We start from the raw sequence: 21119 nt of genomic DNA on the forward strand, positions 1-21119 counted from the left end.
GTCGGCGTGATCCGCCCTAGATAGAGTTGCGTCATGAGCGACACCCAGGCCCAGTTTTCCGTTCTGAAGCAGACCGCCGACGCGAAGGTAGTCGATGCGATCGCGTGTCTCATCAAGGACGGCGAGGATCATGAACTCAACCGCGTCAATGTCCTCGACTTCGCCAGACAGCACGGCGTCGATGAAGAGCACGCGATCTCAGCCTTTCTGCATTCGGCGCGGCTCGGGTTGTTCGATCTCGGCTGGAACGTGCTGTGCCCCGGCTGCGGCGGCGTGCTTGGCGCCCATTCGACGCTGAAGGCGCTCAAGCCGGACGATTATCACTGCGCGCTCTGCGCCTGCGGCTACAAGGCGTCGGTCGACGATCAGGTCGAGGTCTCCTTCACCGTGAATCCGCGCGTCCGGCGGATCGCCGCGCACGATCCCGATACGCTTCCGGTGTGGGAGTATTTCAAGCAAGTGTTCTGGAGTTCCGGGGTCGACTTCAACAAGGAATCGTTTGCGACGCTGGCCAACGAGGTGACGCTGGATACGATGGAGCTGCCGGCCGGCGAGAAGGCGACGATGTCGCTGCAACTCCCGAACGACTTCATCATCATCTTCGAGCCGGTGACGCACGCCGCCCAATTCATCGACGTCCAGGGCGAGCCGACCAAGGACCGCCAGCAGCTCGCCATCATGTACAACAAGGTGCAGGCGCCGACGGGGACCACGACGATGCGGCCGGGGCCGCTGCGGCTGTCGCTTGAGAACCAGGCCGGCGTGCGGGTGCTTCCGTCGGTGTTCATCGCGGCCGAAGCGCTTCATCACCTCATCGGCAAGCGCAAGCCGTTCCTTACCGCCAAGCGCATGCTGTCGAACCAAACGTTTCGCGATGTCTTCAAGGCGGACAATCTCAGCCTCGACCAGCGACTCCAGATCACCTCGCTGACCTTCCTGTTCACCGATCTGAAGGGCTCGACAGCGCTCTACGAGCGCGTCGGCGATCTCGCCGCTTTCGATCTCGTGCGCGCGCATTTCCACGCGCTGCTGGAGATCATCTCGTCCGAGAAGGGCGCGGTGGTGAAGACCATCGGCGATGCCGTGATGGCGACCTTCGTCCGTCCCGAGCATGCGATCGTCGCAGGCCTGCGGATGCGCGCGGCGATGGACGAGCTCAACAAGCAGCGCGGCACGGACGATCTCATCGTCAAGATCGGCATCCACGAGGGGCCGTGCCTTGCGGTGATGCTCAACGAGCGGCAGGATTATTTCGGCCAGACCGTCAACATTGCCGCGCGTGTTCAGAGCCTGTCGACCGAACGGGAGATCCATATCACCGGCCCGGTGCTCGACGCACCCGCGGTCGCCGAAGTCCTCAAGCAGCGCGAGATCAAGCCGATCCAGAAGCAGGCGGCGCTGCGCGGCATCGCCGACAAGATGGTGGTGTACGAGATACCGTGAGGCGTCATTCGTCATTCCGGGATGGCCCGTAGGGCCAGACCCGGAATCTCGAGATGATTGCGCGAGATTTCGGGTTCGCGCTTTGCGCGCCCCGGAATGACAGTGAACAGATTGCCGAAACGTAATCAGCGCGCGGAACTGACGCACGTTGCGCCGGCTGAGTTTCCCGCTCATATAAGGCTGGTAACGCCGCGCCTTCGCGGCGTCATCGATTTCGGTAGGATCTTATGCTCGACGGCCTGCGCCAATTCATCGCCGACATTGTTGCTCCTCATGCCCAGGACCGCGCCTTCGGCGAGAGCGATTATCGGCTGGCTGCCACCGCGCTACTGGTCCACGTGGTTTCGCTGGACGGCCAGCCGACGCCGGCCGAGCAGGGCAAGCTGCACACCTTGATCGAAAGCCATTTCGGGCTCGACCGGGGCACGGCGGACCGGCTGATTGCGGATGCGACCCAGGTCGAGGGCGAGGCGGTCGATCTTTATCACTTTACCAGCGTCATCATGCGTTCGCTCGACGAAGAGGGCCGCAAGCGCATCGTCCAGATGATGTGGGAGCTGGTCTATGCCGATGGCCAGGTCACCGAGTTCGAGGACAACGTCGTCTGGCGTGCCTCCGACCTGCTCGGGATTTCCCAGCGCGACCGGATCGATCTCAAGCACGCCGTCGCGGACCGCGCCGGCGATCAGGTCAAGGACAACGCTGTCGGCGGCTGAGCTATCGCGGCATGATTTCCGGTTGTGCGGCTCACATGACGAAACTTTAATGTAGCGTCGCGCCGCCCCCGAGGTCCGGATTCCTCTGCAAATCCGCGGTTTTCCGCTTTCCCTGTTGGCGGCTCAGGCCGCCATGCTGCCAGCGCCGCTTGCCTGTCGCGGGTGGCCTATGCTCCAGTTCCGCCATTAGGGGCCAAAAAACTTCAATTCAAGAGACTGCGATCGTGACTGAGCGGGTAACGTTGATCACCGGTGCCTCGGCGGGCATCGGCACGGAGCTGGCGCGTGTGTTTGCTGCGAACGGACACCGGCTCGCGCTGACGGCGCGACGTGCGGACCGACTCGAGGCGCTCGCGAACGAGCTCACCTCCACGTGCGGCAAGAAGCCGATCGTGATCGCCTGCGATCTGCAGCAAGCCGATGCCGGCGAAAGAATCGCCGCCGCGCTCGCTGCCGAAGCGGTCGAGCTCGACAATCTCGTCAACAATGCCGGCTTCGGCGTGTTTGGCGATGCCATCGAGCGCGACCGCGACGAGCAGGTCGGCATTGTCGACGTCAACGTGCGGGCGCTGACCGATCTGTCGCTGCGCTTTGCCGACCAGCTCATCAGGAACAAGGGCGGCCTGCTCAATGTCGGCTCCGTCGCGGGCTTCCTGCCGGGCCCCGGCATGGCCGTCTACTACGCGTCCAAGGCCTATGTGATTTCGCTCACCGAGGCCTTGCGGGCGGAGCTCGCGCCACGCGGTGTTCGCGTCACGGTGCTCTGCCCGGGTCCGGTGCCAACCGAATTCCAGGGGCGCGCGGGTGTTGGCTCCGGGCATGATACGGCCCTTCTCAATGTTTCTGCCGCCGACGTTGCACGACAGGCCTATCGTGGCCTGATGGCGAACAAACGGGCAGTGCTGCCCGGGCTCGGCATCAAGATTGTGCCATTCGCACTGCGCTTCTTCCCGCGCGGCTTCATCCTGTCCGCCACCAGCCGGTTCCAGCGACAAAGGCACTAACGAACGCTCGAAGCACCCGTAGTGGCCCGGAGCTTGCTTCAATATCGGGGCGCGTGTGCGCAAACTCACACGATGTTAACCACAGCTTAGCTATGCTGGGGGCTTGAACCGATAGCACTCGCAGAGGCCATGTCGTTTCGGACGGACAGGTTTGGTGGAGCAGAGGTGGTGCCCTTCCCCAGAAGGACGCCGAGCGCGGCCGCCTCCGAACACCTTCTGCCGGTTCTGATCGTCCTGCACCAGGAATCCTCGACGCCCGGCCGCGTCGGCAATGCGCTGCGCGCGCTCGGCCATCGTCTCGACATTCGCAGGCCGCGCTTCGGCGATCCCCTGCCCGACACGCTCGACCAGCATGCCGGCGCCGTGGTCTTCGGCGGCCCGATGAGCGCCAATGATGCCGACGACTACGTCCGTCGCGAGATCGATTGGATCGAAATTCCGCTCCGCGAACAGCGGCCGTTCCTCGGCATCTGCCTGGGCGCGCAGATGCTGGCGAAGCAGTTAGGTGCACGCGTCGCGCCGCATGCGCAGGCACTGACCCAGATCGGCTACTATCCGATTCGCCCGACCGCGGCGGGCCACGTGCTCTACCCGGATTGGCCGGCGCAGGTGTATCACTGGCATCGCGAAGGTTTTGAACTGCCGGTCGGCGCTCAACTGCTTGCCGAGGGCGATGATTTTCCGATCCAGGCGTTCCGCACCGGCAATGCCTTCGGCGTGCAGTTTCATCCCGACGTGACCTACGCAATGATGCATTGCTGGACCACGCGCGGCTATGACGGTCTCAGCGCGCCTGGCGCGCGCGAGCGGCATCATCACTTTGCGGACCGCGCGGTTTATGACGCCGCGGAACGTGCCTGGCTCGATCATTTCATCAGTGGCTGGCTGGCGCGCCGGCCGGTGCTGGCGCAAGCCGCCGAGTGATCGGCGCAGGTCCGTGCCGCAATCCTGAATATGCTAGGCTCGTTGCCAACGAGCGCGCGCGAACGCGTGCCGGCCAACAAAGGGAGAGCGTGATGGCCTATGAGCATATTCTCTATGAGGTGAGCGACCGGATCGCGACCATCACGCTCAATCGCCCCGATCGCATGAACGCGTGGACGCCGGTCATGGTGCGCGACGCGATGGAAGCGTCCAGTGCCGATGACAATGTCCGCGTCATCGTGCTCACCGGTGCGGGCCGTGCGTCGCGAGCTTCATGGAGAAGCGGCCGCCGCGGTTTACGGGGAAGTAGGGGAGACTTTGTGGAGGAAGCCCGCCGTCGCCCTTCGGCTATGGCGCGGCAGCCTTCGCTATGAAGCGGCTTGCCGAGCCGAAGCAGGCGCAGCCTGCGAAGGCTGGTGGAGCCAGGCGGGATCGAACCGCCGACCTCGTCATTGCGAACGACGCGCTCTCCCAGCTGAGCTATGGCCCCTTTGCTGGCCGCTCTGGTAAACGCGGCCGACAACCGGGCGCCATTTAAGTCCCCGCAAAGGTCAAGTCAAGGACAGGTGTAACCCGGTTTTAGCCATCCGGACGCCGACTTCCCTTGTTTGGGTCGGGGGGAACCGATATCTAGCCATGACCGCCCCAAACGCTGCCCCAATGACACAGGCCCAGAGAGTGTTTCGCTGATGCGCCCGATAGTCTTCATTCTGATCCAGATCATCAATCTCTACATCTACCTGCTGATCGCATCGGCAATCCTGTCCTGGTTGATCGCGTTCAACGTCGTGAATACCCGCAACGGGTTCGTCGGCGCGGTGTGGGAGTTTCTCTATCGGATTACCGAGCCGGTCCTCGGCCCCATCAGGCGCAGGCTGCCGGCGATGGGCGGTCTCGATCTGTCTCCGATCGTCGCCTTCTTCGTGTTGTGGTTGATCCAGCTCTATCTTGCCGAGTACGTCTATCCGAACGTGCCGTAGGCTGACGGAGCCTTGATGGTTCCTTGGCGCACCTCGACCACGGGCGTTAGCATCGCGTTGCGCGTGACGCCGCGTGGCGGACGCGACGGCGTCGACGGGATCGAGCAGCTCTCCGACGGCCGCAGCGTCTTGAAGGTGCGGGTGCGTGCCATCGCCGATGGCGGCGAGGCCAATCGCGCGGTGCTGGTGCTGCTGGCGAAATCGCTTGGGGTGCCCAAGGCCAGCGTCAGTCTCCTGTCGGGGGCGACGTCGCGGCTGAAGCAGGTCGCCATTGCGGGCGATCCGGCGCGGCTTACCGAGGCGTTGCGCGAGCTCGCTTCAGTCAAATCGACAGGCATAAGGAACTGACATGACGGCCAAGATTATCGATGGAAAAGTCATCGCGGCGGACCTTCGTGCCCGCGTCGCGGACGAGGTCGCCCGCGTCAAGCGCGAGCACAATCTGGTGCCCGGTCTTGCGGTGGTTCTGGTAGGCCATGATCCCGCCAGCGAAGTCTATGTCCGCTCCAAGCATACGCAGACGCAAGCTGCTGGCATGGCCTCGTTCGAGCACAAGCTGCCGGCCGACGTCTCGCAAGCCGATCTGCTGGCGGTGATCGCAAAGCTCAATCGCGATCCCGCCGTGCACGGCATTCTCGTGCAGCTGCCGCTGCCCAAGGGCCTCGACACGGAGGCCGTGATCAATGCCATCGATGCTGCCAAGGATGTTGACGGCCTGCATCCGAACAATGCCGGCCGGCTTGCCGGTGGTTTCGCGGCGCTGTCGCCCTGCACGCCGCTCGGCTGCATCATCCTGACCAAGACCGTGCACCCTTCCCTCGAGGGCATGAACGCCATCGTGATCGGCCGCTCCAATCTGGTCGGCCGCCCGCTGGTGCAATTGCTGCTGAACGAGAACGCCACGGTGACGATCGCGCATTCGCGCTCGCGCGACCTGCCCGGGCTCGTGAAGCAGGCCGACCTCGTCTTTGCCGCGGTCGGCAGAGCTGAGATGGTGCGTGGTGACTGGCTGAAGCCGGGTGCGACCGTGATCGACGTCGGTATCAATCGCATTCCGAAGGATGACGGCAAGACCCGCCTCGTCGGCGATGTCGCCTATCAGGAAGCGCTCGGCGTTGCCGGTGCGGTAACGCCGGTGCCCGGTGGCGTCGGCCAGATGACGGTCGCCTGCCTGCTCGTGAACACGCTGCGCGCGGCTTGTGCGATCGCAGGTTTGCCGAAGCCCGCGGTGTAATTGGTCGTCATTCCGGAGCGATGCCGAGCATCGAACCCGGAATCTAGCGCCATAATCTCTGGATTCCGGGTTCGCGCCAAGGCGCGCCCCGGAATGACGATTACGCCTTGTTTTTCTTCTCGCGCTCGATGCCTTCGAGGATCAGCTTCTGCGCTTCCTCGGGACCGCCCCAGCGCGTGATCTTCACCCACTTGCCCTTCTCGAGATCCTTGTAGTGCTCAAAGAAGTGCTGGATCTGCTGCAGCGTGATATCGGGCAGGTCGGAATACGACCTCACCTTGTCGTAGCGCTGCGTCAGCTTGGACGACGGCACCGCCAGAATCTTCTCGTCGCCGCCGGCCTCGTCCTCCATGAACAACACGCCAACCGGGCGCACGCTCATGACGGCGCCGGGGATGATGGCGCGGGTGTTGATGATCAGCACGTCGCAGGGATCGCCGTCATCGGACAGGGTGTGCGGGATGAAACCGTAGTTACCGGGGTAACGCATCGGCGTGTAGAGGAAGCGGTCAACCACCAGCGTGCCGGCTTCCTTATCCATCTCGTATTTGATCGGTTCGCCGCCCACGGGGACTTCAATGATGACGTTGACGTCCTCAGGGACGTTTTTTCCGATCGAGACCGCATCGATACGCATTAGAAAGGCTCCGTTATTGCCGAAGTTAAATCTCGCCCGGCAGCGATTTTGGCGCTGTCATACGCGGGCTTGGCCCGCCGATCCATGGTGTTTTTGTGAAATAATGAATCCAGCGATCACCGGCGCAAAAAGCAACGGTATCGACGGATAGGAAGCGCTGCCGATTAAGCTTTCAGCAGCTCAATTGGTCCAAGCGAAGGCAACCTTGTCGAGCGACTTCGGCCCGAACCGCTCCGAGGAGCGCGCCACCATGCGGCCGCCCAAGGCACGATAGAACTCGGTCGCCGGATCGTTGTCCGAGAGCGCCCACACCACCATGCTCTTCAGATTGCTCTGCATGAGGTCGCGGCGGGCGGCGGTGAACAGGCGGCGGCCGAAGCCGAGGCCTTGAAACTCGGGGCGCAGGTACAGCTCGTAGATCTCGCCGTCGAAATGCAGGCTGCGGGCGCGGTTGCGGCCGTAGTTGGCATAGCCTGCGATCTTGTCGCCGAACACCAGCACGCTGACGCGGCTGCCCTTGCGGATCGCGCTGTCCCACCACTGCGGACCGCGACGATTGATCAGCTTCTCCAGCTCGGCGCCGGGAATGATGCCCTGATAGGCGGAACGCCAGGCTTCGTCATGGGTGGACGCCACCGCAGTTGCATCTGCAGCTTTGGCCGGCCGGACCTCGATCAGGGTTGTGCTCATGGAGGCGATCAAACCAAGTCGCCGCGTCGGCGGCAAGACCTATCGTTAATTATCGGTTAACCTGTGGACTTTCTGCATCAGTATTTTAACCATGTTGTACCGAAAAAAGACAAGACGCCATTTCGAGCGGCAGTGGTGTGCCATGCGCCGGTGCAAAACTCCGCGGTCTCAACGAATGAACGCGGATGGCAACGCAGAAAGTCCGCCCAGAGTGATTCGTTCCGACTAATCTGGCCTGCGCTATCCGTGTTCGCCCTCGGCCATTCATGCGGCTCCTCGACACCCTTGCCCTTCTGCTCCTGCTGTCCCTGCTGGCGGCGCAGCCTCTGTGCGCTCAGGTCACGTTCGGGGCATCGGGCGCAGAGAGCGAGCCGTTGCGCCGCCAGGAATGGCGCGTGCCGTCGCCGGATACCGACATTGCCGCGCGTGCGCTGCTGTTTCGCCCCGCCGGCGCCGGGCCGTTTCGGCTTGCGGTGATTGCGCATGCGTCGACGCAGAACGTGTTGCGTCGCGCGCAAATGCCGCAGCCGGAATACCGCGCACTCGCAGCGTTTCTCGTCGCGCGCGGCTTTGCCGTGCTGGTGCCGGAGCGGCTCGGCCATGGTGCGACTGGTGGCCGCTATGTCGAGGATCAGGGCGGCTGCGACGAAGCGGACTACGCACGCGCGGGGCGCGCCACCGCGGAGGAAATTTCGCTCGCGCTGGACTATCTGCAAAAGCAGGATTTTATCCGCAAGGATGCCGCGGTCGTGATCGGACACTCCGCAGGCGGCTGGGGTGCACTGGCGCTTGCGAACGCCGATCCGAAACAGATCTCCGCGATCACAGTATTTGCGCCCGGACGTGGCGGCCACGCCAATGACGAACCGAACAAGGTCTGCGCGCCACATACGCTTCTCGTGGCCGCGGCCGAATTCGGCAAGGCGGCGCGCATTCCCGTGACTTCACTGGTCGCAGCCAATGACAGCTATTTTGCACCGGCGTTCTCGCTGGGCTTGGCGGATGCGTTTCGCAGTGGCGGCGGCAAGGACGATTTTCGGACGCTGCCGGCCGTCGGCAGCGAGGGCCATTGGATGATCGAGACCGAGGCTGGGGTCCAGGCCGCAAGCGGAGAGCTCGCGCGTGCGCTGTACCTGCCAAAACCTGTGGCGACCAAGAGGCCATGACGCTGTACTTCCTGGTCAAATATCTGCACGTGCTCGGTGCCGCCGTCATCCTCGGCACCGGAACCGGCATCGCCTTCTTCATGCTGATGGCACATCGCACGCACGACGCGGTGTTCATCGCGCGCACGGCGTCTGTGGTAGTGATTGCGGATGCGATCTTCACGCTGTCAGCCGTGATCCTGCAGCCGCTCACCGGCGGCCTGCTGATGATGCTCTCGGCGACGCCAATCACCGAACGTTGGCTGTTGGCCTCGCTCGGGCTGTACGTCCTTGCGGGCCTGTTCTGGGTCCCTGTCGTCTTCATCCAGATCGAGATGCGCGACATCGCGCGCAAGGCCGCCGAGCAGCGCGTCGCGCTGCCGGAGCGCTACTTCACTCTGTTCCGCCGCTGGTTCGCGTTCGGCTTCCCCGGCTTCGGCGCCACGATGCTGATCCTCTGGTTGATGATCGCAAAACCGTTTTGAAGGACGCGATGAACTGGCGAACCATTTTGGTGCTCGGCGCCTCCGGCCTGATCGGCCGCTTTGTCACCGACGACCTGCGCGCGCGAGGTTTTGACGTGGTCGGTCTCGCGCGCAGCCTGTCGCCGGCGCAGACGATGAGCGCGCTCGATATCGAGCTGCCGATCCTGTCGCTCGATACGCTCGCGCTGACAGGCTTGCTGAGCGAGCATGCCGTGGACGTCGTCGTGAACTGCCTCGGCGTGCTCCAGGATGGCCCCGGCAGCGACACCAATGCCGTGCATCGCGATTTTGTCGCGCGCCTGCTTCAGGCGATTGCCAGCAGCGGACGTGCGATCCGGCTGGTGCACATCTCGATTCCGGGGACGGCGCAAGCCGATCGCACCGCCTTCGCCACGACCAAGCGCGAGGCGGAACGGCTGATCGCGGCCTCCGACATTCCCCACGCCATCCTGCGGCCCGGCTTCGTGGTCGCACCATCAGCCTATGGCGGCAGCGCCATGCTGCGCGCGCTCGCCGCCTTTCCGCTTGATCTTCCGGCAGAGGAGATGGCAAGGCCATTCCAGCCCGTCGCGGTCGAGGATATCTCCGCGACCATCGCCTGGCTCGCCGCACGCGATATCGACGATGCATCCGTGAAAGCGGTGAGCTGGGACCTGATGCAATTCGAGCCGATCACGATCGCCGGTGTCATCAAGAAGTTTCGCCTTGCATTCGGCACCGCTGGATGGCCGCATGTCGCGATGCCGTCCTTCACGCTCGATCTCGGCGCGAAAATCGGCGATCTCGCCAACACTCTCGGCTGGATGCCGCCGATGCGCTCCACCGCCATCGCCGAGCTCCGCCGCGGCGTGAGCGGTGATCCCTCGGCGTGGATCGCGGCCACCGGCATCGCGCCGAAGACGCTGGCTGAGACGATCGGGCGTCATCCCGCCACCATCCAGGACAAATGGTTCGCGCGGCTGTTCCTGATCAAGGCGCTGATTGTCGCGAGTCTGGTCGCGTTCTGGCTCGTCTCCGGCTACATTGCGCTGTTCGTGTCCTACCGCGCCGCCGCCGGCATCTTGACCGCCCACAACCTGCCGCCCGCGCTGGTCGATCCGATCACCATCGGCACCAGCCTGATGGACATGAGCATCGGCGTGCTGATCGCCTTCCGCCGCACGACAGCGATCGGGCTCGTTGCGGGTATTGTCGCCTCACTCGGCTACATGTTCGGCGCGGCGATCCTGACGCCCGACCTCTGGATCGAGCCGCTCGGCGCGCTGGTCAAAACAGGACCGGCGATCGTGCTGATGCTGGTGGCGCTTCTGATGCTGGATAATCGTTGATGAGTAAATGGCCGGATGACGACGTGATCCTGTTCGACGGCGTCTGCATCTTCTGCTCACGCTGGGTGCGCTTCGTCGCGCAGCGCGATACGGCGAAGCGATTTCGCTTCACGCCGATCCAGTCGGATTATGGCGCCAGGCTCGCGCGGACCTTCGGCATCGACCCGGATGGTCCAGATACCAATGCGGTGGTCCATGGCGGCGAGGTCTTTATGAAGTCCGACGCCGCGCTGACCGTACTCTCGCTGCTTCCCGGCTGGGGCTGGGTGCGCGCGTTGTTCGCCGTGCCGAAGCTGCTGCGCGACCCCATCTACAATCTCATCGCGCACAACCGCTATCGCATTTTCGGCAAGTACGATGCGTGCTTCGTGCCGGATGCGGATTTGAGGGCGCGCGTGATTGAGGAGTAACTCCTCGTCAATCCAGCCTGCCTCTACGGACAAATTCTGGATTGCTTCGCTGCGCTCGCAATGACGGAGTGCTCGGTTACGGCTTGCCCCGAACCGCCAGCACTTCCTTCGCCGCGCGCTCTCCGCTGTCCTTCGCCCCGTGGGCCGTCGTGAAAAACGTCGGCGACGTCGCTTCGCCTGCGAAGAACAACCGCCCATCCACCGGCGCTGCCAGCACGGCACGGTCGCCGGCGTGCCCCGGCAGCGCGTGCGAATAGGACCCTCTCGCAAACGGATCGTGCCCCCAGCGCGACTCGTACAGCGGCTTCAGCTTGCGGCGGATATCGTTGCCGAGGAAGCTCGCGATCTCGTCGATGCTGTGTGCGGCGATGGCGCCTTCGCCGGCATCTTCCAGCTGGCATGCAAAGCTGCCGCCGAAAAAACCTTCGATGCACGGCTGGCCGAACGGGCGGATGTGATAGGTGCCCATTTCGGTGCGCATGCTGGCGCCGCGCAGGTTTCCTTCCTTCGGAAAAGCTTCTGCACCTTCAAGCGCCAGCGTCACCTTGTCGTTGACACCGAGCGGCAGGCCGCGCGCGGCGTCGACTTTGGCTGGCAACGGCGGCGAGAAGCGGATTGCTTCATCGGCGATCAGGTTCGTCGGCACGGTGATGATCACCCTGTCCGCCGTCAGCGCGCTCTGTGACGTCTCGATGCGGACGCGCTTGCCGGAATGATCGATCAGCGTGACGTTGCAGTTCAGCGCCACCGGGCAGGGCGCGCCATAGGCCGCGATGAGCGCGCCATAGCCACGGCGGACGCGCCAGTTGAGCTCGCTGTCCTCATAGGCGTCCCAGTCGAGCGTCGACATGTCCTTGAGTTCGCAGCCGTTGATGTAGGTCGAGATCGCGTCGATCATGGGATTCCAGCGATTGCCGGGCTCGAGGCTCAGGCTCGCCGGCTCGTCCTTGCCGTTCTGCGCGGCTTGCCAGAGGCGCTCGTAGAATGCGTCCATCGCGCGCACGAAATCGTTGCGCTCGCCTTGCGGAAAGGCATTGCCATAGGCGCGCTCGCGCCAGGGCGGCAGATCCTTGTTGAGCTCGAATGCGAGCGCGCGTGCAATGGGAACGAACGAGTTCGTGTCGGCCGAGTGCAGCCAGCCGCAGCCGACGTCGAAGGTGACTTCAGGCGAGGCCTGCACGGTCCAGGCGCGGCCGCCGAGCCGGTTGCGCGCCTCCAGCACGATCACGGAGAGGCCGGAGCCTGCCAGTGCGTGCGCCGCGCCGAGGCCGGCTGCGCCGGCACCGATGATCGCGACATCGACGGGAGAGGGGAAGGACATGGGTGGGCTCTAGCACGTCTCTGGTACGCGCTAAAGGCACCACAAGGTGAGGTGTCATCACCCGCCTTGTGCGCAATTGCGCACTGGAGCGGGTGATCGTATTCCAGAGACGCCGAGGCTAGAACCGAGAAGCCGCGCCCTGGATGCCCCGGTCAAGCCGGGGCATGACAGCGAACGAGAGCGACGGCTTACGCCACCGCCTCCTTGGACTTTTCCGCGCGCTTGCGCTCGTTCGGGTCGAGGTGCTTCTTGCGCAGGCGGATCGACTTCGGGGTGACCTCGACGAGCTCGTCGTCCTCGATATAGGCGAGCGCCTTTTCGAGTGTCATGCGGATCGGCGGGGTCAGGCGCACGGCTTCGTCCTTCGACGTCGTGCGGATGTTGGTGAGCTGCTTGCCCTTGAGCACGTTGATCTCGAGATCGTTGTCGCGGGTGTGCTCACCGACGATCATGCCCTTGTAGACCTTCCAGCCCGGCTCGATCATCATGGGGCCGCGGTCTTCCAGCTTGAACATGGCGTAAGCCACGGCCTCGCCCTGGTCGTTGGAGATCAGGACGCCGTTGCGGCGGCCCTGGATCTCGCCCTTGTACGGGGCATAGCCGTGGAACAGGCGGTTCATGATCGCGGTGCCGCGGGTGTCGGTGAGCAGTTCGCCCTGGTAGCCGATCAGGCCACGGGTCGGCGAGTAGAACACCAGGCGCTGGCGGTTGCCGCCGGACGGCTTCATCTCGATCAACTCGGACTTGCGCTCGCTCATCTTCTGCACGACGACGCCGGAATGCTCCTCGTCGACGTCGATCACGACTTCCTCGATCGGCTCCATGGTGGCGCCGGTGGCTTCGTCCTTCTGGTACACGACGCGCGGGCGCGACACCGAGAGCTCAAAGCCTTCGCGGCGCATGGTCTCGATCAGGATCGCGAGCTGCAATTCGCCGCGGCCGGACACTTCCATCGCATCCTTGTCGGTGGCCTCGACAACGCGCAACGCGACATTACCCTCGGCTTCGCGCAGCAGACGGTCGCGGATCATGCGGCTCGTCACCTTGTCGCCTTCAGTGCCGGCGAGCGGGGAGTTGTTGACGATGAACGACATCGACACGGTCGGCGGGTCGATCGGCTGCGCCGGGAGCGGCACCTCGACGCTCGGATCGCAGAATGTATCGGCGACGGTGCCCTTGGTCAGGCCGGCGATGGCGACGATGTCGCCGGCTTCGGCTTCATCGAGCGGGGTGCGCTCGAGACCGCGGAATGCCAGGATCTTGGTGATGCGCCCGGTCTCAACCAGCTTGCCGTCGGCATGCAGCACCTTGACCTGCTGGTTCGGCTTGAGAACGCCTGACGAGATGCGGCCGGTGATGATGCGGCCGAGATAGGGGTTGGCCTCCAGGATGGTGCCGATCATCTTGAACGGACCTTCCTCGACCGTCGGCGGCGCGACGTGGCGCAGGATCAGGTCGAACAGCGGCTCCATGCCCTTGTCCTGCGGACCCTCGGGGCTTTCGGCCATCCAGCCCTGCTTGGCCGACCCGTACAGGATCGGGAAGTCGAGCTGCTCCTCGCTGGCGTCGAGCGCCGCGAACAGGTCGAACACTTCGTTGATGACTTCGGTCGGGCGCGCGTCGGGACGGTCGACCTTGTTGATGACGACGATCGGCTTGAGGCCGACCTTGAGCGCCTTGGAGACCACGAACTTGGTCTGCGGCAGCGGGCCTTCGGCCGCGTCGACCAGCACCAGCGCGCCGTCCACCATGTTCAGGATGCGCTCGACCTCACCGCCGAAATCGGCGTGGCCGGGGGTGTCGACGATGTTGACGCGGGTATCCTTCCACTGCACCGAGGCCGCCTTGGCCAGAATGGTAATGCCGCGCTCACGCTCCAGGTCGTTGGAGTCCATGGCGCGATCCGTCACCTTCTGGTTCTCGCGGAACGTGCCGGATTGCTGGAGGAGTTTGTCGACAAGGGTCGTCTTGCCGTGGTCGACGTGGGCGATGATGGCGACGTTACGAAGATTCATGAGTGAGCTTCTTTGCGGTCGGACAATGGGTTAAGCGCGATCTCGCCGGTCAAGCCGGGACCTCTTCACGGATAACGCTGGAAACGTGAAAAACGGGGCCTGCTACGCCCAAAAAGGAAACCCGGCCATATCGACCGGGCGCCTTACACGTTTGCGGCGCAATATAGGGAAAAAACGCCAAAAAACAATGCGTTCTTTCGAGGTTGGTGGACTGAATTTTGTCCGGGAATCCCCGGAGTTTAAGCGATCCCGGGCCAAACCGGCCCCTTTATTCGCGGGACGGCCGCCCCAACTGGCCCCGCGCCGAGCTTCGGTCCGCTTCCTCGGTCGGATAGACCCCCCGTCCGCGTCAGCTTCAGGCGAATTTCGGATCGAGCGTGGTCGACCACAGCGCGACGTCGGCACGGTCGCGCAACGTCACCGTCATCTGGCCCGAGGCGCCATCGATCTTGACGTGACCGAAGAACTGCATGCCGGCGGACGGCGGCAGGTTCTGCTTGTCGCTGCCCGGCGCTTTGATGAAGCGCACATCGGGGCCGAACGTGTTGTCCAGCTCGTTCGGACCGAATGTTCCCGCGTGCAGCGGACCCGAGACGAATTCCCAGAACGGCTCGAAATCCTGGAATTGCGCCTTGTTCGGATCGTAATAATGCGCAGCGGCGTAATGCACGTCCGCCGTCAGCCACACCGTATTCTTGATCGGCGCCATCTTGATGAAGCGTAGGATGTCGGCGATCTCGAGCTCGCGGCCGCGCGCCGGGCCGTCGCCTTGCGCGAAAGCTTCCGAACCCTTCTTGTTGGTCGCATCGTCATAGACGATCAGGCTGAGCGGCATGTCGGAGGCAATCACCTTCCATGTCGCGCGCGAGTTGAGCAGGCCACGCTTCAACCAGGCCATCTGCTCCGGCCCGAGGAAATAGCTGGCCGGGCCGTACTCCGTCTCGAGATTGGCACCGTTCGGGCCGCGATAGCTGCGCTCGTCGAGCACGAACACGTCGAGATGCGGGCCGTAGGAGATCTGGCGATAGACCCGGCCCGGCTCGACGATGCTCTCGCGCATCGGATACATCTCATGGAAGGCACGGCCCGCGCGCGCTGCGAGCAGCGAGATGTCGCGCACCTTGTAGGTCGCCGGCAGATCCTTCGACAGCGACCAGTTGTTGGTCACCTCGTGATCGTCCCACTGCACGAAGATCGGCACCTCTGCATTGAAGGCGCGAACGTTGTCGTCGGTGAAATTGTATTTGTGCGCGGCGCGGTACTCGTCCAGCGTCTCGGCGACCTTGGCCTTTTCGGGGATCGTGACGTTCTTCCAGATCTTGCCGTCGGCAAGCTTGACCTCGGCGGGGATCACGCCGTCGGCGTAGATGGTGTCGCCGGAATGTAGCAGGAAATCCGGCCGGTGTTTTCGCATGGCCGAGAAGGTCAACATGCCGCCATCGTCCGGGTTGATGCCCCAGCCCTGGCCTGCGACGTCGCCGCCCCAGACGAAGCTGACGTCGCGGCGGTCGGCGGGCGCGGTGCGGAAGCGGCCGACCACCGGCTCGCCTTCGATCGCGGTGTGGGAGAGATCGCGGAAGCGGATTCGGTAGAAGATGTCCTGGCTAGCAGGGAGATTGTCCACCAGCATCTTCGCGGTGAAGTCGCTCTCGGGCAGCGCCGCGATCGGCGGCAGCGCGCGGGCGTCCTTGAACGATTCCGTCGTTGCCACCTCGACCAGCATCTGCGCGGGCCGGTCGGTACGCGCCCAGACCACGCCACCGTCGACGGTGACGTCGCCGGACTGCACGCCGTGGGTGACCGCAGGCCGGTCGGCCGCGCGCGACAGATGGGGCATCGCGATCGCGCCGAGCGCACCAGCGCTGGTGGTCAGGAAGTTGCGGCGGGAGAACTTGATCTTCATGGGATGGCTCGCTAGCTAGCTATCTTGCGCGCAACTTGCGCCGTCATTCCGGGATGGTCCGGAGGACCAGACCCGGAATCTCGAGATTTCGGATTCGCGCTTCGCGCGCTTCGGAATGACAGCAGGAGCTATATTGAGACAATGTGACGCGGCGATTACGCGCGCAAGCGTTTATGCGTTGCCGGCGGCGCGGAACTGCGCGCCGGTGCGTTGCAGATTCTGCGGCAACGCGAACAGCACAGCCTTGCGGTCGGCAACCGCGGCGTGGAATTGGTCGAGTGCGATGTTGAAGGCGGTCAGCGCACCTTCCTCGATCGCGCCGTGATCGAAGCAGCGTAGCGTGTCGCGCAAGATCTCATCGGCCTCGGCCTGCATCTGGTCGAGCTCGTCGGCCGTCTCGCTCTTGCGCGCGGCGGCAAGCATGTCGAGCAGGCGCTCGCGCAGATGGCTGTTGTTGTTGCGCTCGTCCTTTTTCAGGTAGCCCGCGAACCACGCGCCGAGCGAGCCCGTGGCCGAGAGTGCCATCAGGCTCCACCAGATGTAATCGCTGTACTTGTCGAGGAAGGTCTTCTCCTCGCCGTCGACGAAGGCGGCCGCGCCCGGATGCACGGGGATCACTGCGTCCTTGTCGGTATCGGGCGTTTCGATCTTCGCGGCCAGCGGGAATTCCGTCACCAGTTGCTGGCGCACGGCGAACAGCTGCCGCGTGAAGGCCGCGACGGTAGTATCCGACAGACCTTTGCGCGCCACGATGTGGTGCGAGAAGCTGATGGTCTTGACCTCGTCCTCGGGACGGTCGGGCGACCCGCCATAGGTGCCGGCGGGAATCTCGGACGCCTCGTAGACCGGATGGTTCTGCGCGATCGCGTCCGCCGAATCGATTGCGAGGAAGGTCGGCGTGCCGCCATCCCTAGCGGAGGCGGCGATCGCATCCGACGTGATCTTGCTGTTGACGGGGCCCGCCGCAAGATAGACGTCGGCTTTCTGAGCCTTGATCGCTTCGGCGACTTCGCTCGCCGGGAATTGCACGATCTCGACCTTGGCCGGATCGACGCCGTATTGCTGCAGGATCACCTTGAGCAGATTGACGTTGGCCTGCGTCTTGCCGACCACGCCGACACGATGGCCGGCCAGCTGCGCGATCTTGGTGATCTTCGCGCCCTTCTTCTTGCCCTTGCCGGGCACGGACCACAGCACCACGACGTTCTTGCGCAGCGTGGCGACGGCTTGCGCGTTCTTGGGGACATTGAGATCGCCGCGCACGATGGCGAGATCGGCCTTGCCCTCAGCGAGCAGATCCGCGCTGGCAGTGGCGCCGTCGGTCTGGATCGGGCGCAACCGCACAATGCCTTTGCTCTGCGCAAAGGCCTGCGTCAGTGTCTGCACCACCTTGACGTCATCGCTGTTGGCGGGACCGACCGCGATCTTCAGCGTCACCGGTCGCATCGCGAAATAGTAGCCGCCGGCGAGCGCACCGACGATGGCCAGCACCAGTGCCAGAGACACGAGAGCAGTCTTCCGCGCCGCGGATCGCGGCGAAGGCGGAGAGGGCGTTTCGGCCAGGTCGGAGTCCCCGGTCATCGATCTCCCAAACAAGCGCTTCAGGCTCAGTTTCATCTTGGCCGGCGATTTACGCCCGCAATTGTAGCAAATTTCTTGTCCGGCGGGGTTACATCTCCGTCATGGTTAGCGGATCGGCCAAATCCCGTATGAACCCGGCCGTCGGCACGGTGTTAGGGTAAAGTTCCCCTGAAAACGGAGGTCATCATGGCAGAACGGCTATCGGCGGACGCACGTAAGCAGGCGCTGGGCGCTATCCCGGGCTGGACCGAGGTCCAGGGGCGGGAGGCCATCGGGAAGACCTTTGTCTTCAAGGATTTCAACGAGGCCTTCGGCTTCATGACCCGCGCGGCGCTGGTCGCCGAGAAGATGGATCACCACCCCGAATGGCGCAATGTCTACAAGACGGTCGAGGTGGCGCTGTCGACCCACGACGCCGGCGGCGTCACCAAGCTCGACGTCGAGCTCGCTGCGGCGATGAACGCCATCGCAAAGCTGACGCCGGGCTGACATCTTGCAGGCAGGATCCGCATCCCCATGTTGTGATTAGCACGGAATGCGGCCATCCGCCGCGTCGGGCTGAGCGGGAGTTCGTCGAACATGGCTGCCGAACACAGCGTCGGCTTCGAGCCGGCCGACCGGCTCGCGGAAGATCGTGAAAGCGTGCGCCGCCGCTTCTGGCGCAAGCTGAAACGCGTCGTCGCCCATCTGCCGTTCGCCGAAGATCTGCTCGCCGCCTATTACTGCGCGTTCGACCGGCAGACACCGCGCCATGTCCAGGCGTCGCTGCTGGGTGCGATCGCCTATTTCATCCTGCCGTTCGACTTCATCCCCGACGTGATGCCGGTCCTCGGCTTCACCGATGACGCCGCCATTCTCGCCACCGCGATTCGCATGGTCGCCAGCCACATCACGAATGACCACCGTGAAGCCGCCCGCGCCGCGCTGAAACGCGGCGTGGACGAGGCGGAGGCGGTTTAGGGGCGGTTCAGCCGCACACACTGCTGTCATTCCCCGCGAAGGCGGAGAATCAGTACGCCGCGGCTTCTCGGTTCAATCACTGGCGTCACGGCGTACTGGATCGCCCGGTTGAGCCGGGCGATGACAGCGAGTGTGTGGCCGCTTGCTACTTCTTCTCTGCGCGCGCCTTCTCCGCATCCCACGCCTGGAATTGCCTAAACAGCGTCTCCTTGTCCGCGTCGGACACTTTCGCAGCCGCAGGGTTCTGTTTCAAAAAGGCCTCGAAGCGCTGCCGCGTCACCGGCTCGACGCCGTGCCGGTCGAGCCATTGCTGCGCCACCGGCAACCTGTTCCAACCCGCCAGGGGCGCCGCGAGCGAAACCTCCTTCCACTTGGGATGGAACGGCGGGTTCTGCAGTGCGGGGAATTTCGTGAAGAACGCATCGACGAACAGCGCGAGCTTGCGATAGCGCTCGGTGTTCGGCGCCCAGTTGTAGGCCGCGAGCACCGCGGGCACCGCGATTGTGTCCACGCTCTCGCCGTCCTTGATCAGGTTCGGATAGTCCTTAGCCGTCAGCGTCGCCGGCAGATAGTCGCTCTGCAAGGGTTTTGCATAGTCGACGGTCGCGAGATGGAAGCGGCCGTCATTGCCGAAGGCCGAGACCGACTTGTACGGCTTGCCGCCGACCACGACGACGGCGTCGATCTCACCCGCTTTCAGCTTCTCCATCGCGATGCGCTGCTCGACATAGACGAACTTCGCCTTGATGCCGAGCCGCTCGAACACGGTGAGTGCGGTGACGAAGGTGCCGCCGTTGGGCAAGTCGACGCTCACCGTCTTGCCTTCGAGGTCTTTGAGGGTCGCGATCGATTTCGGCGCGATCACCTGCATCTCTTCATTGTAGAGCTTGGTCACATAGGTGAACTGCTTCTTGATGTCCTTGGCGAAGCTCTTGCGCTCGAGATAGTCGAGCGTGTCGGCCCGCACGACGCCGAGATCGACGCCTTGCAGGAACAGGATGTCGGCGACGCTCTGCACCGAACCGCGGCCGACGATCGGCAGCACGCGGATCTTGTTGCCGTCATCGAGCACGGAGGCGAGGTCGGCGCCGAACTGCACATAGGTGCCGCCGATCGTGCCGGTGATCAGCGTGACGGTGTTGGCGTTCAGTGCCTGTTTGGTCGAGGTCGAGCCGAACTGGAAGATAGCCTTCAGGCCGTCCGAGACCTTGGCTGGATCGTATTCGGTCTGCTCGGCCCGTGCCGATAGGCCAAAGACCGTCATTATGGCGACGAGCGCCATTTTCAAAGCGTAACGCATGATGTTCCCTGCTGGCTCTAGTTCTGGAGTTGGGTGAGGCGCTGCTGCGCCTCCGCCGATCCAAGCTGCGCGGCTTTCCGGTACCAGTCGCGCGCGGCTGCGGCGTCCGCAGTGATGCTCCGCGTGTCCTTGGTGCCCAGCACGGCTGGATCATAGGTCTGCGCCAGCACGAACGCCGCTGTCGCGTCTTGTGCATTGGCCGCGCGTTCGAGCAGGAGCCGCGCCGCGGCGATGTCGCCGACGGTCATCAGGCTCCTGGCGCGCGCCATCAGCCCCGCCAGCGTGTCCGCGTCGAGCGTCTTGGCGGGCGGAAGCGGTTTGGCGGGCGGAGGTGGTGGCTCGGGCGGTGTCGCTACGGCTGCCGGTACAGGTGCTGGTGCCTGCGCCTGTAGCGCACTCTGATAGGCAGTTGCGATCGCCTCGCGGCTCGGCGTTGACGGTGCAGCGAGATCCTGCGTGTCGGCACTCGCCAGCCTCGCGTCGGTCACGAGCGCCGGATCCTTGCGCGGAGCCTGCGGTACGGCCGGCGTATTGGTCGATGCCATGGCCTGGTCCGCCGCGATGCTCATCCAGCTACCGGCGTTGGCGGCAAAGAGGCCGCGAAGGTCGGACTGCAACAGCGCGGCCAGAACAGCCAGCGTGGATGCCGCCAGAACTCCCGCGAGAACACGCGGGATAATTCTGGAGCGCACTTCCACCGGCGCATATTCGTGCGGGTCCGGCGCACCGAGCGGATCGGACAGGAAGAGCGGAATTGGATCGTCCTGCGATAGATCGGCCCGTGCGGCGCGCGCACGGATAAAGGACGCGGTCGGCGAATGTGATGCTGCTCGATTGGAGTCGAGCGCCCTCGACTCCGTCGACGGGCGATGCGCCGTCGTCTCCATGGTGATGCTCCCCATACTAACGCAACGCAGGGGCATTCCCGGCTTCAGTCTTCTTGCTTTTGTCCAGAAGTGTCCCGCAAATGGAACCGGTAAAACGCCGTTTGAATCCGCCCAAAAAACGACCGCGGTTTGTGCGAATTGGGAAATAGTTGGGTT

The 21119-nt window shown here is 63.9% G+C and carries 21 protein-coding genes, 1 tRNA gene and 1 pseudogene; 14 read left to right on the top strand and 9 right to left on the bottom strand.

What is annotated here, in order from left to right; translation table 11 throughout:
* The first annotated feature begins 33 nt into the window (after positions 1–33).
* From JJC00_RS02040 to JJC00_RS02060, 5 genes and pseudogenes are all read left to right on the top strand, one after another.
* A complete protein-coding gene (locus tag JJC00_RS02040; RefSeq protein ID WP_200471109.1) occupies positions 34–1443 on the top strand; it encodes an adenylate/guanylate cyclase domain-containing protein in 1410 nt (469 codons plus the stop codon).
* 227 nt (positions 1444–1670) lie between these two features.
* Entirely contained in the window at positions 1671–2159 is a 489-nt protein-coding gene (locus tag JJC00_RS02045; RefSeq protein WP_200471110.1) for a TerB family tellurite resistance protein, read from the top strand.
* Positions 2160–2383: 224 nt separating this feature from the next.
* A complete protein-coding gene (locus JJC00_RS02050; RefSeq protein WP_200471111.1) occupies positions 2384–3163 on the top strand; it encodes an SDR family NAD(P)-dependent oxidoreductase in 780 nt (259 codons plus the stop codon).
* A 129-nt stretch (positions 3164–3292) separates the two neighbouring features.
* Positions 3293–4087 carry a glutamine amidotransferase gene (locus JJC00_RS02055; protein ID WP_200471112.1) on the top strand — a complete coding sequence of 265 codons (795 nt, stop codon included), beginning with the start codon at positions 3293–3295 and terminating at the stop codon, positions 4085–4087.
* 92 nt (positions 4088–4179) lie between these two features.
* Positions 4180–4350 (top strand): annotated as a pseudogene (locus tag JJC00_RS02060) (enoyl-CoA hydratase-related protein); the annotation flags it as partial.
* A 151-nt stretch (positions 4351–4501) separates the two neighbouring features.
* On the opposite strand, the gene JJC00_RS02065 reads toward JJC00_RS02060, so the two are convergent.
* A tRNA-Ala gene (locus JJC00_RS02065) sits at positions 4502–4577 on the bottom strand.
* Positions 4578–4776: 199 nt separating this feature from the next.
* Here JJC00_RS02065 and JJC00_RS02070 point away from each other — a divergent pair.
* Genes JJC00_RS02070 through JJC00_RS02080 form a run of 3 tightly spaced genes read left to right on the top strand, consistent with a single transcriptional unit; the run spans position 4777 to position 6301 of the window.
* Complete coding sequence (locus JJC00_RS02070; protein WP_200471113.1) at positions 4777–5067, top strand: YggT family protein; 291 nt, start codon at positions 4777–4779, stop codon at positions 5065–5067.
* 15 nt (positions 5068–5082) lie between these two features.
* On the top strand, positions 5083–5415 hold the full coding sequence (locus JJC00_RS02075) for a DUF167 domain-containing protein (protein ID WP_200471114.1): 333 nt from the start codon (positions 5083–5085) through the stop codon (positions 5413–5415).
* Position 5416: 1 nt separating this feature from the next.
* Positions 5417–6301 carry a bifunctional methylenetetrahydrofolate dehydrogenase/methenyltetrahydrofolate cyclohydrolase gene (locus JJC00_RS02080; protein WP_200471115.1) on the top strand — a complete coding sequence of 295 codons (885 nt, stop codon included), beginning with the start codon at positions 5417–5419 and terminating at the stop codon, positions 6299–6301.
* Between the two features lie 100 nt (positions 6302–6401).
* On the opposite strand, the gene ppa is transcribed toward JJC00_RS02080, so the two are convergent.
* Complete coding sequence (gene ppa / locus JJC00_RS02085) at positions 6402–6938, bottom strand: inorganic diphosphatase (RefSeq protein WP_200471116.1); 537 nt, start codon at positions 6936–6938, stop codon at positions 6402–6404.
* A 180-nt stretch (positions 6939–7118) separates the two neighbouring features.
* On the bottom strand, positions 7119–7628 hold the full coding sequence (locus JJC00_RS02090; protein WP_027533231.1) for a GNAT family N-acetyltransferase: 510 nt from the start codon (positions 7626–7628) through the stop codon (positions 7119–7121).
* 266 nt (positions 7629–7894) lie between these two features.
* Between JJC00_RS02090 and JJC00_RS02095 the strand changes: the two genes are divergently transcribed.
* Genes JJC00_RS02095 through JJC00_RS02110 form a run of 4 tightly spaced genes read left to right on the top strand, consistent with a single transcriptional unit; the run spans position 7895 to position 10996 of the window.
* On the top strand, positions 7895–8794 hold the full coding sequence (locus tag JJC00_RS02095; protein ID WP_200471117.1) for a dienelactone hydrolase family protein: 900 nt from the start codon (positions 7895–7897) through the stop codon (positions 8792–8794).
* Positions 8791–9258: a DUF2269 family protein gene (locus JJC00_RS02100; protein WP_200471118.1), complete on the top strand. Its 468-nt coding sequence runs from the start codon at positions 8791–8793 to the stop codon at positions 9256–9258. Before JJC00_RS02095 ends, JJC00_RS02100 begins: the two co-directional genes overlap by 4 nt.
* Positions 9259–9266: 8 nt before the next feature.
* Positions 9267–10586, top strand: a complete 1320-nt coding sequence (locus JJC00_RS02105) for an SDR family oxidoreductase (RefSeq protein WP_200471119.1) — start codon at positions 9267–9269, stop codon at positions 10584–10586.
* On the top strand, positions 10586–10996 hold the full coding sequence (locus JJC00_RS02110) for a thiol-disulfide oxidoreductase DCC family protein (protein ID WP_200471120.1): 411 nt from the start codon (positions 10586–10588) through the stop codon (positions 10994–10996). The genes JJC00_RS02105 and JJC00_RS02110 overlap by 1 nt, the downstream gene beginning before the upstream one ends.
* A 76-nt stretch (positions 10997–11072) precedes the next feature.
* On the opposite strand, the gene JJC00_RS02115 is transcribed toward JJC00_RS02110, so the two are convergent.
* The 4 genes from JJC00_RS02115 to JJC00_RS02130 form a co-directional block, all read right to left on the bottom strand.
* Complete coding sequence (locus tag JJC00_RS02115) at positions 11073–12317, bottom strand: flavin monoamine oxidase family protein (protein ID WP_200471121.1); 1245 nt, start codon at positions 12315–12317, stop codon at positions 11073–11075.
* 188 nt (positions 12318–12505) lie between these two features.
* Complete coding sequence (typA, locus tag JJC00_RS02120) at positions 12506–14332, bottom strand: translational GTPase TypA (protein WP_200471122.1); 1827 nt, start codon at positions 14330–14332, stop codon at positions 12506–12508.
* Positions 14333–14687: 355 nt separating this feature from the next.
* Entirely contained in the window at positions 14688–16235 is a 1548-nt protein-coding gene (locus JJC00_RS02125; protein WP_200471123.1) for an alkaline phosphatase D family protein, read from the bottom strand.
* A gap of 171 nt (positions 16236–16406) precedes the next feature.
* A complete protein-coding gene (locus JJC00_RS02130; RefSeq protein WP_200471124.1) occupies positions 16407–17852 on the bottom strand; it encodes a TAXI family TRAP transporter solute-binding subunit in 1446 nt (481 codons plus the stop codon).
* 150 nt (positions 17853–18002) lie between these two features.
* On the opposite strand from JJC00_RS02130, the gene JJC00_RS02135 reads away from it, so the two are divergent.
* Together JJC00_RS02135 and JJC00_RS02140 are read left to right on the top strand one after the other, a co-directional pair.
* Complete coding sequence (locus JJC00_RS02135) at positions 18003–18305, top strand: 4a-hydroxytetrahydrobiopterin dehydratase (protein ID WP_200471125.1); 303 nt, start codon at positions 18003–18005, stop codon at positions 18303–18305.
* Positions 18306–18395: 90 nt separating this feature from the next.
* Positions 18396–18776 carry a YkvA family protein gene (locus tag JJC00_RS02140; RefSeq protein ID WP_200471126.1) on the top strand — a complete coding sequence of 127 codons (381 nt, stop codon included), beginning with the start codon at positions 18396–18398 and terminating at the stop codon, positions 18774–18776.
* Between the two features lie 145 nt (positions 18777–18921).
* On the opposite strand, the gene JJC00_RS02145 is transcribed toward JJC00_RS02140, so the two are convergent.
* Positions 18922–20076 (bottom strand): TAXI family TRAP transporter solute-binding subunit, encoded by a 1155-nt coding sequence (locus tag JJC00_RS02145; RefSeq protein WP_200471127.1) that lies wholly within the window; start codon positions 20074–20076, stop codon positions 18922–18924.
* Positions 20077–20093: 17 nt separating this feature from the next.
* Positions 20094–20963, bottom strand: coding sequence for a hypothetical protein (locus JJC00_RS02150; RefSeq protein ID WP_200471128.1), 870 nt, complete (start codon positions 20961–20963; stop codon positions 20094–20096).
* Between the last annotated feature and the right edge of the window lie 156 nt (positions 20964–21119).

The sequence above is a fragment of the Bradyrhizobium diazoefficiens genome (assembly GCF_016616885.1).
GTDB lineage: Bacteria > Pseudomonadota > Alphaproteobacteria > Rhizobiales > Xanthobacteraceae > Bradyrhizobium > Bradyrhizobium diazoefficiens_F.

Coding starts and splice junctions, on each gene's coding strand:
- typA (WP_200471122.1), bottom strand. CDS start 14,332: ATGAATCTTCGTAACGTCGCCATCATCGCCCACGTCGACCACGGCAAG.
- JJC00_RS02140 (WP_200471126.1), top strand. CDS start 18,396: ATGGCTGCCGAACACAGCGTCGGCTTCGAGCCGGCCGACCGGCTCGCG.
- JJC00_RS02045 (WP_200471110.1), top strand. CDS start 1,671: ATGCTCGACGGCCTGCGCCAATTCATCGCCGACATTGTTGCTCCTCAT.
- JJC00_RS02075 (WP_200471114.1), top strand. CDS start 5,083: ATGGTTCCTTGGCGCACCTCGACCACGGGCGTTAGCATCGCGTTGCGC.
- JJC00_RS02135 (WP_200471125.1), top strand. CDS start 18,003: ATGGCAGAACGGCTATCGGCGGACGCACGTAAGCAGGCGCTGGGCGCT.
- JJC00_RS02100 (WP_200471118.1), top strand. CDS start 8,791: ATGACGCTGTACTTCCTGGTCAAATATCTGCACGTGCTCGGTGCCGCC.
- JJC00_RS02145 (WP_200471127.1), bottom strand. CDS start 20,076: ATGCGTTACGCTTTGAAAATGGCGCTCGTCGCCATAATGACGGTCTTT.
- JJC00_RS02080 (WP_200471115.1), top strand. CDS start 5,417: ATGACGGCCAAGATTATCGATGGAAAAGTCATCGCGGCGGACCTTCGT.
- JJC00_RS02090 (WP_027533231.1), bottom strand. CDS start 7,628: ATGAGCACAACCCTGATCGAGGTCCGGCCGGCCAAAGCTGCAGATGCA.
- JJC00_RS02110 (WP_200471120.1), top strand. CDS start 10,586: ATGAGTAAATGGCCGGATGACGACGTGATCCTGTTCGACGGCGTCTGC.
- JJC00_RS02105 (WP_200471119.1), top strand. CDS start 9,267: ATGAACTGGCGAACCATTTTGGTGCTCGGCGCCTCCGGCCTGATCGGC.
- ppa (WP_200471116.1), bottom strand. CDS start 6,938: ATGCGTATCGATGCGGTCTCGATCGGAAAAAACGTCCCTGAGGACGTC.
- JJC00_RS02040 (WP_200471109.1), top strand. CDS start 34: ATGAGCGACACCCAGGCCCAGTTTTCCGTTCTGAAGCAGACCGCCGAC.
- JJC00_RS02055 (WP_200471112.1), top strand. CDS start 3,293: ATGTCGTTTCGGACGGACAGGTTTGGTGGAGCAGAGGTGGTGCCCTTC.
- JJC00_RS02150 (WP_200471128.1), bottom strand. CDS start 20,963: ATGGAGACGACGGCGCATCGCCCGTCGACGGAGTCGAGGGCGCTCGAC.
- JJC00_RS02070 (WP_200471113.1), top strand. CDS start 4,777: ATGCGCCCGATAGTCTTCATTCTGATCCAGATCATCAATCTCTACATC.
- JJC00_RS02125 (WP_200471123.1), bottom strand. CDS start 16,235: ATGAAGATCAAGTTCTCCCGCCGCAACTTCCTGACCACCAGCGCTGGT.
- JJC00_RS02115 (WP_200471121.1), bottom strand. CDS start 12,317: ATGTCCTTCCCCTCTCCCGTCGATGTCGCGATCATCGGTGCCGGCGCA.
- JJC00_RS02095 (WP_200471117.1), top strand. CDS start 7,895: ATGCGGCTCCTCGACACCCTTGCCCTTCTGCTCCTGCTGTCCCTGCTG.
- JJC00_RS02130 (WP_200471124.1), bottom strand. CDS start 17,852: ATGAAACTGAGCCTGAAGCGCTTGTTTGGGAGATCGATGACCGGGGAC.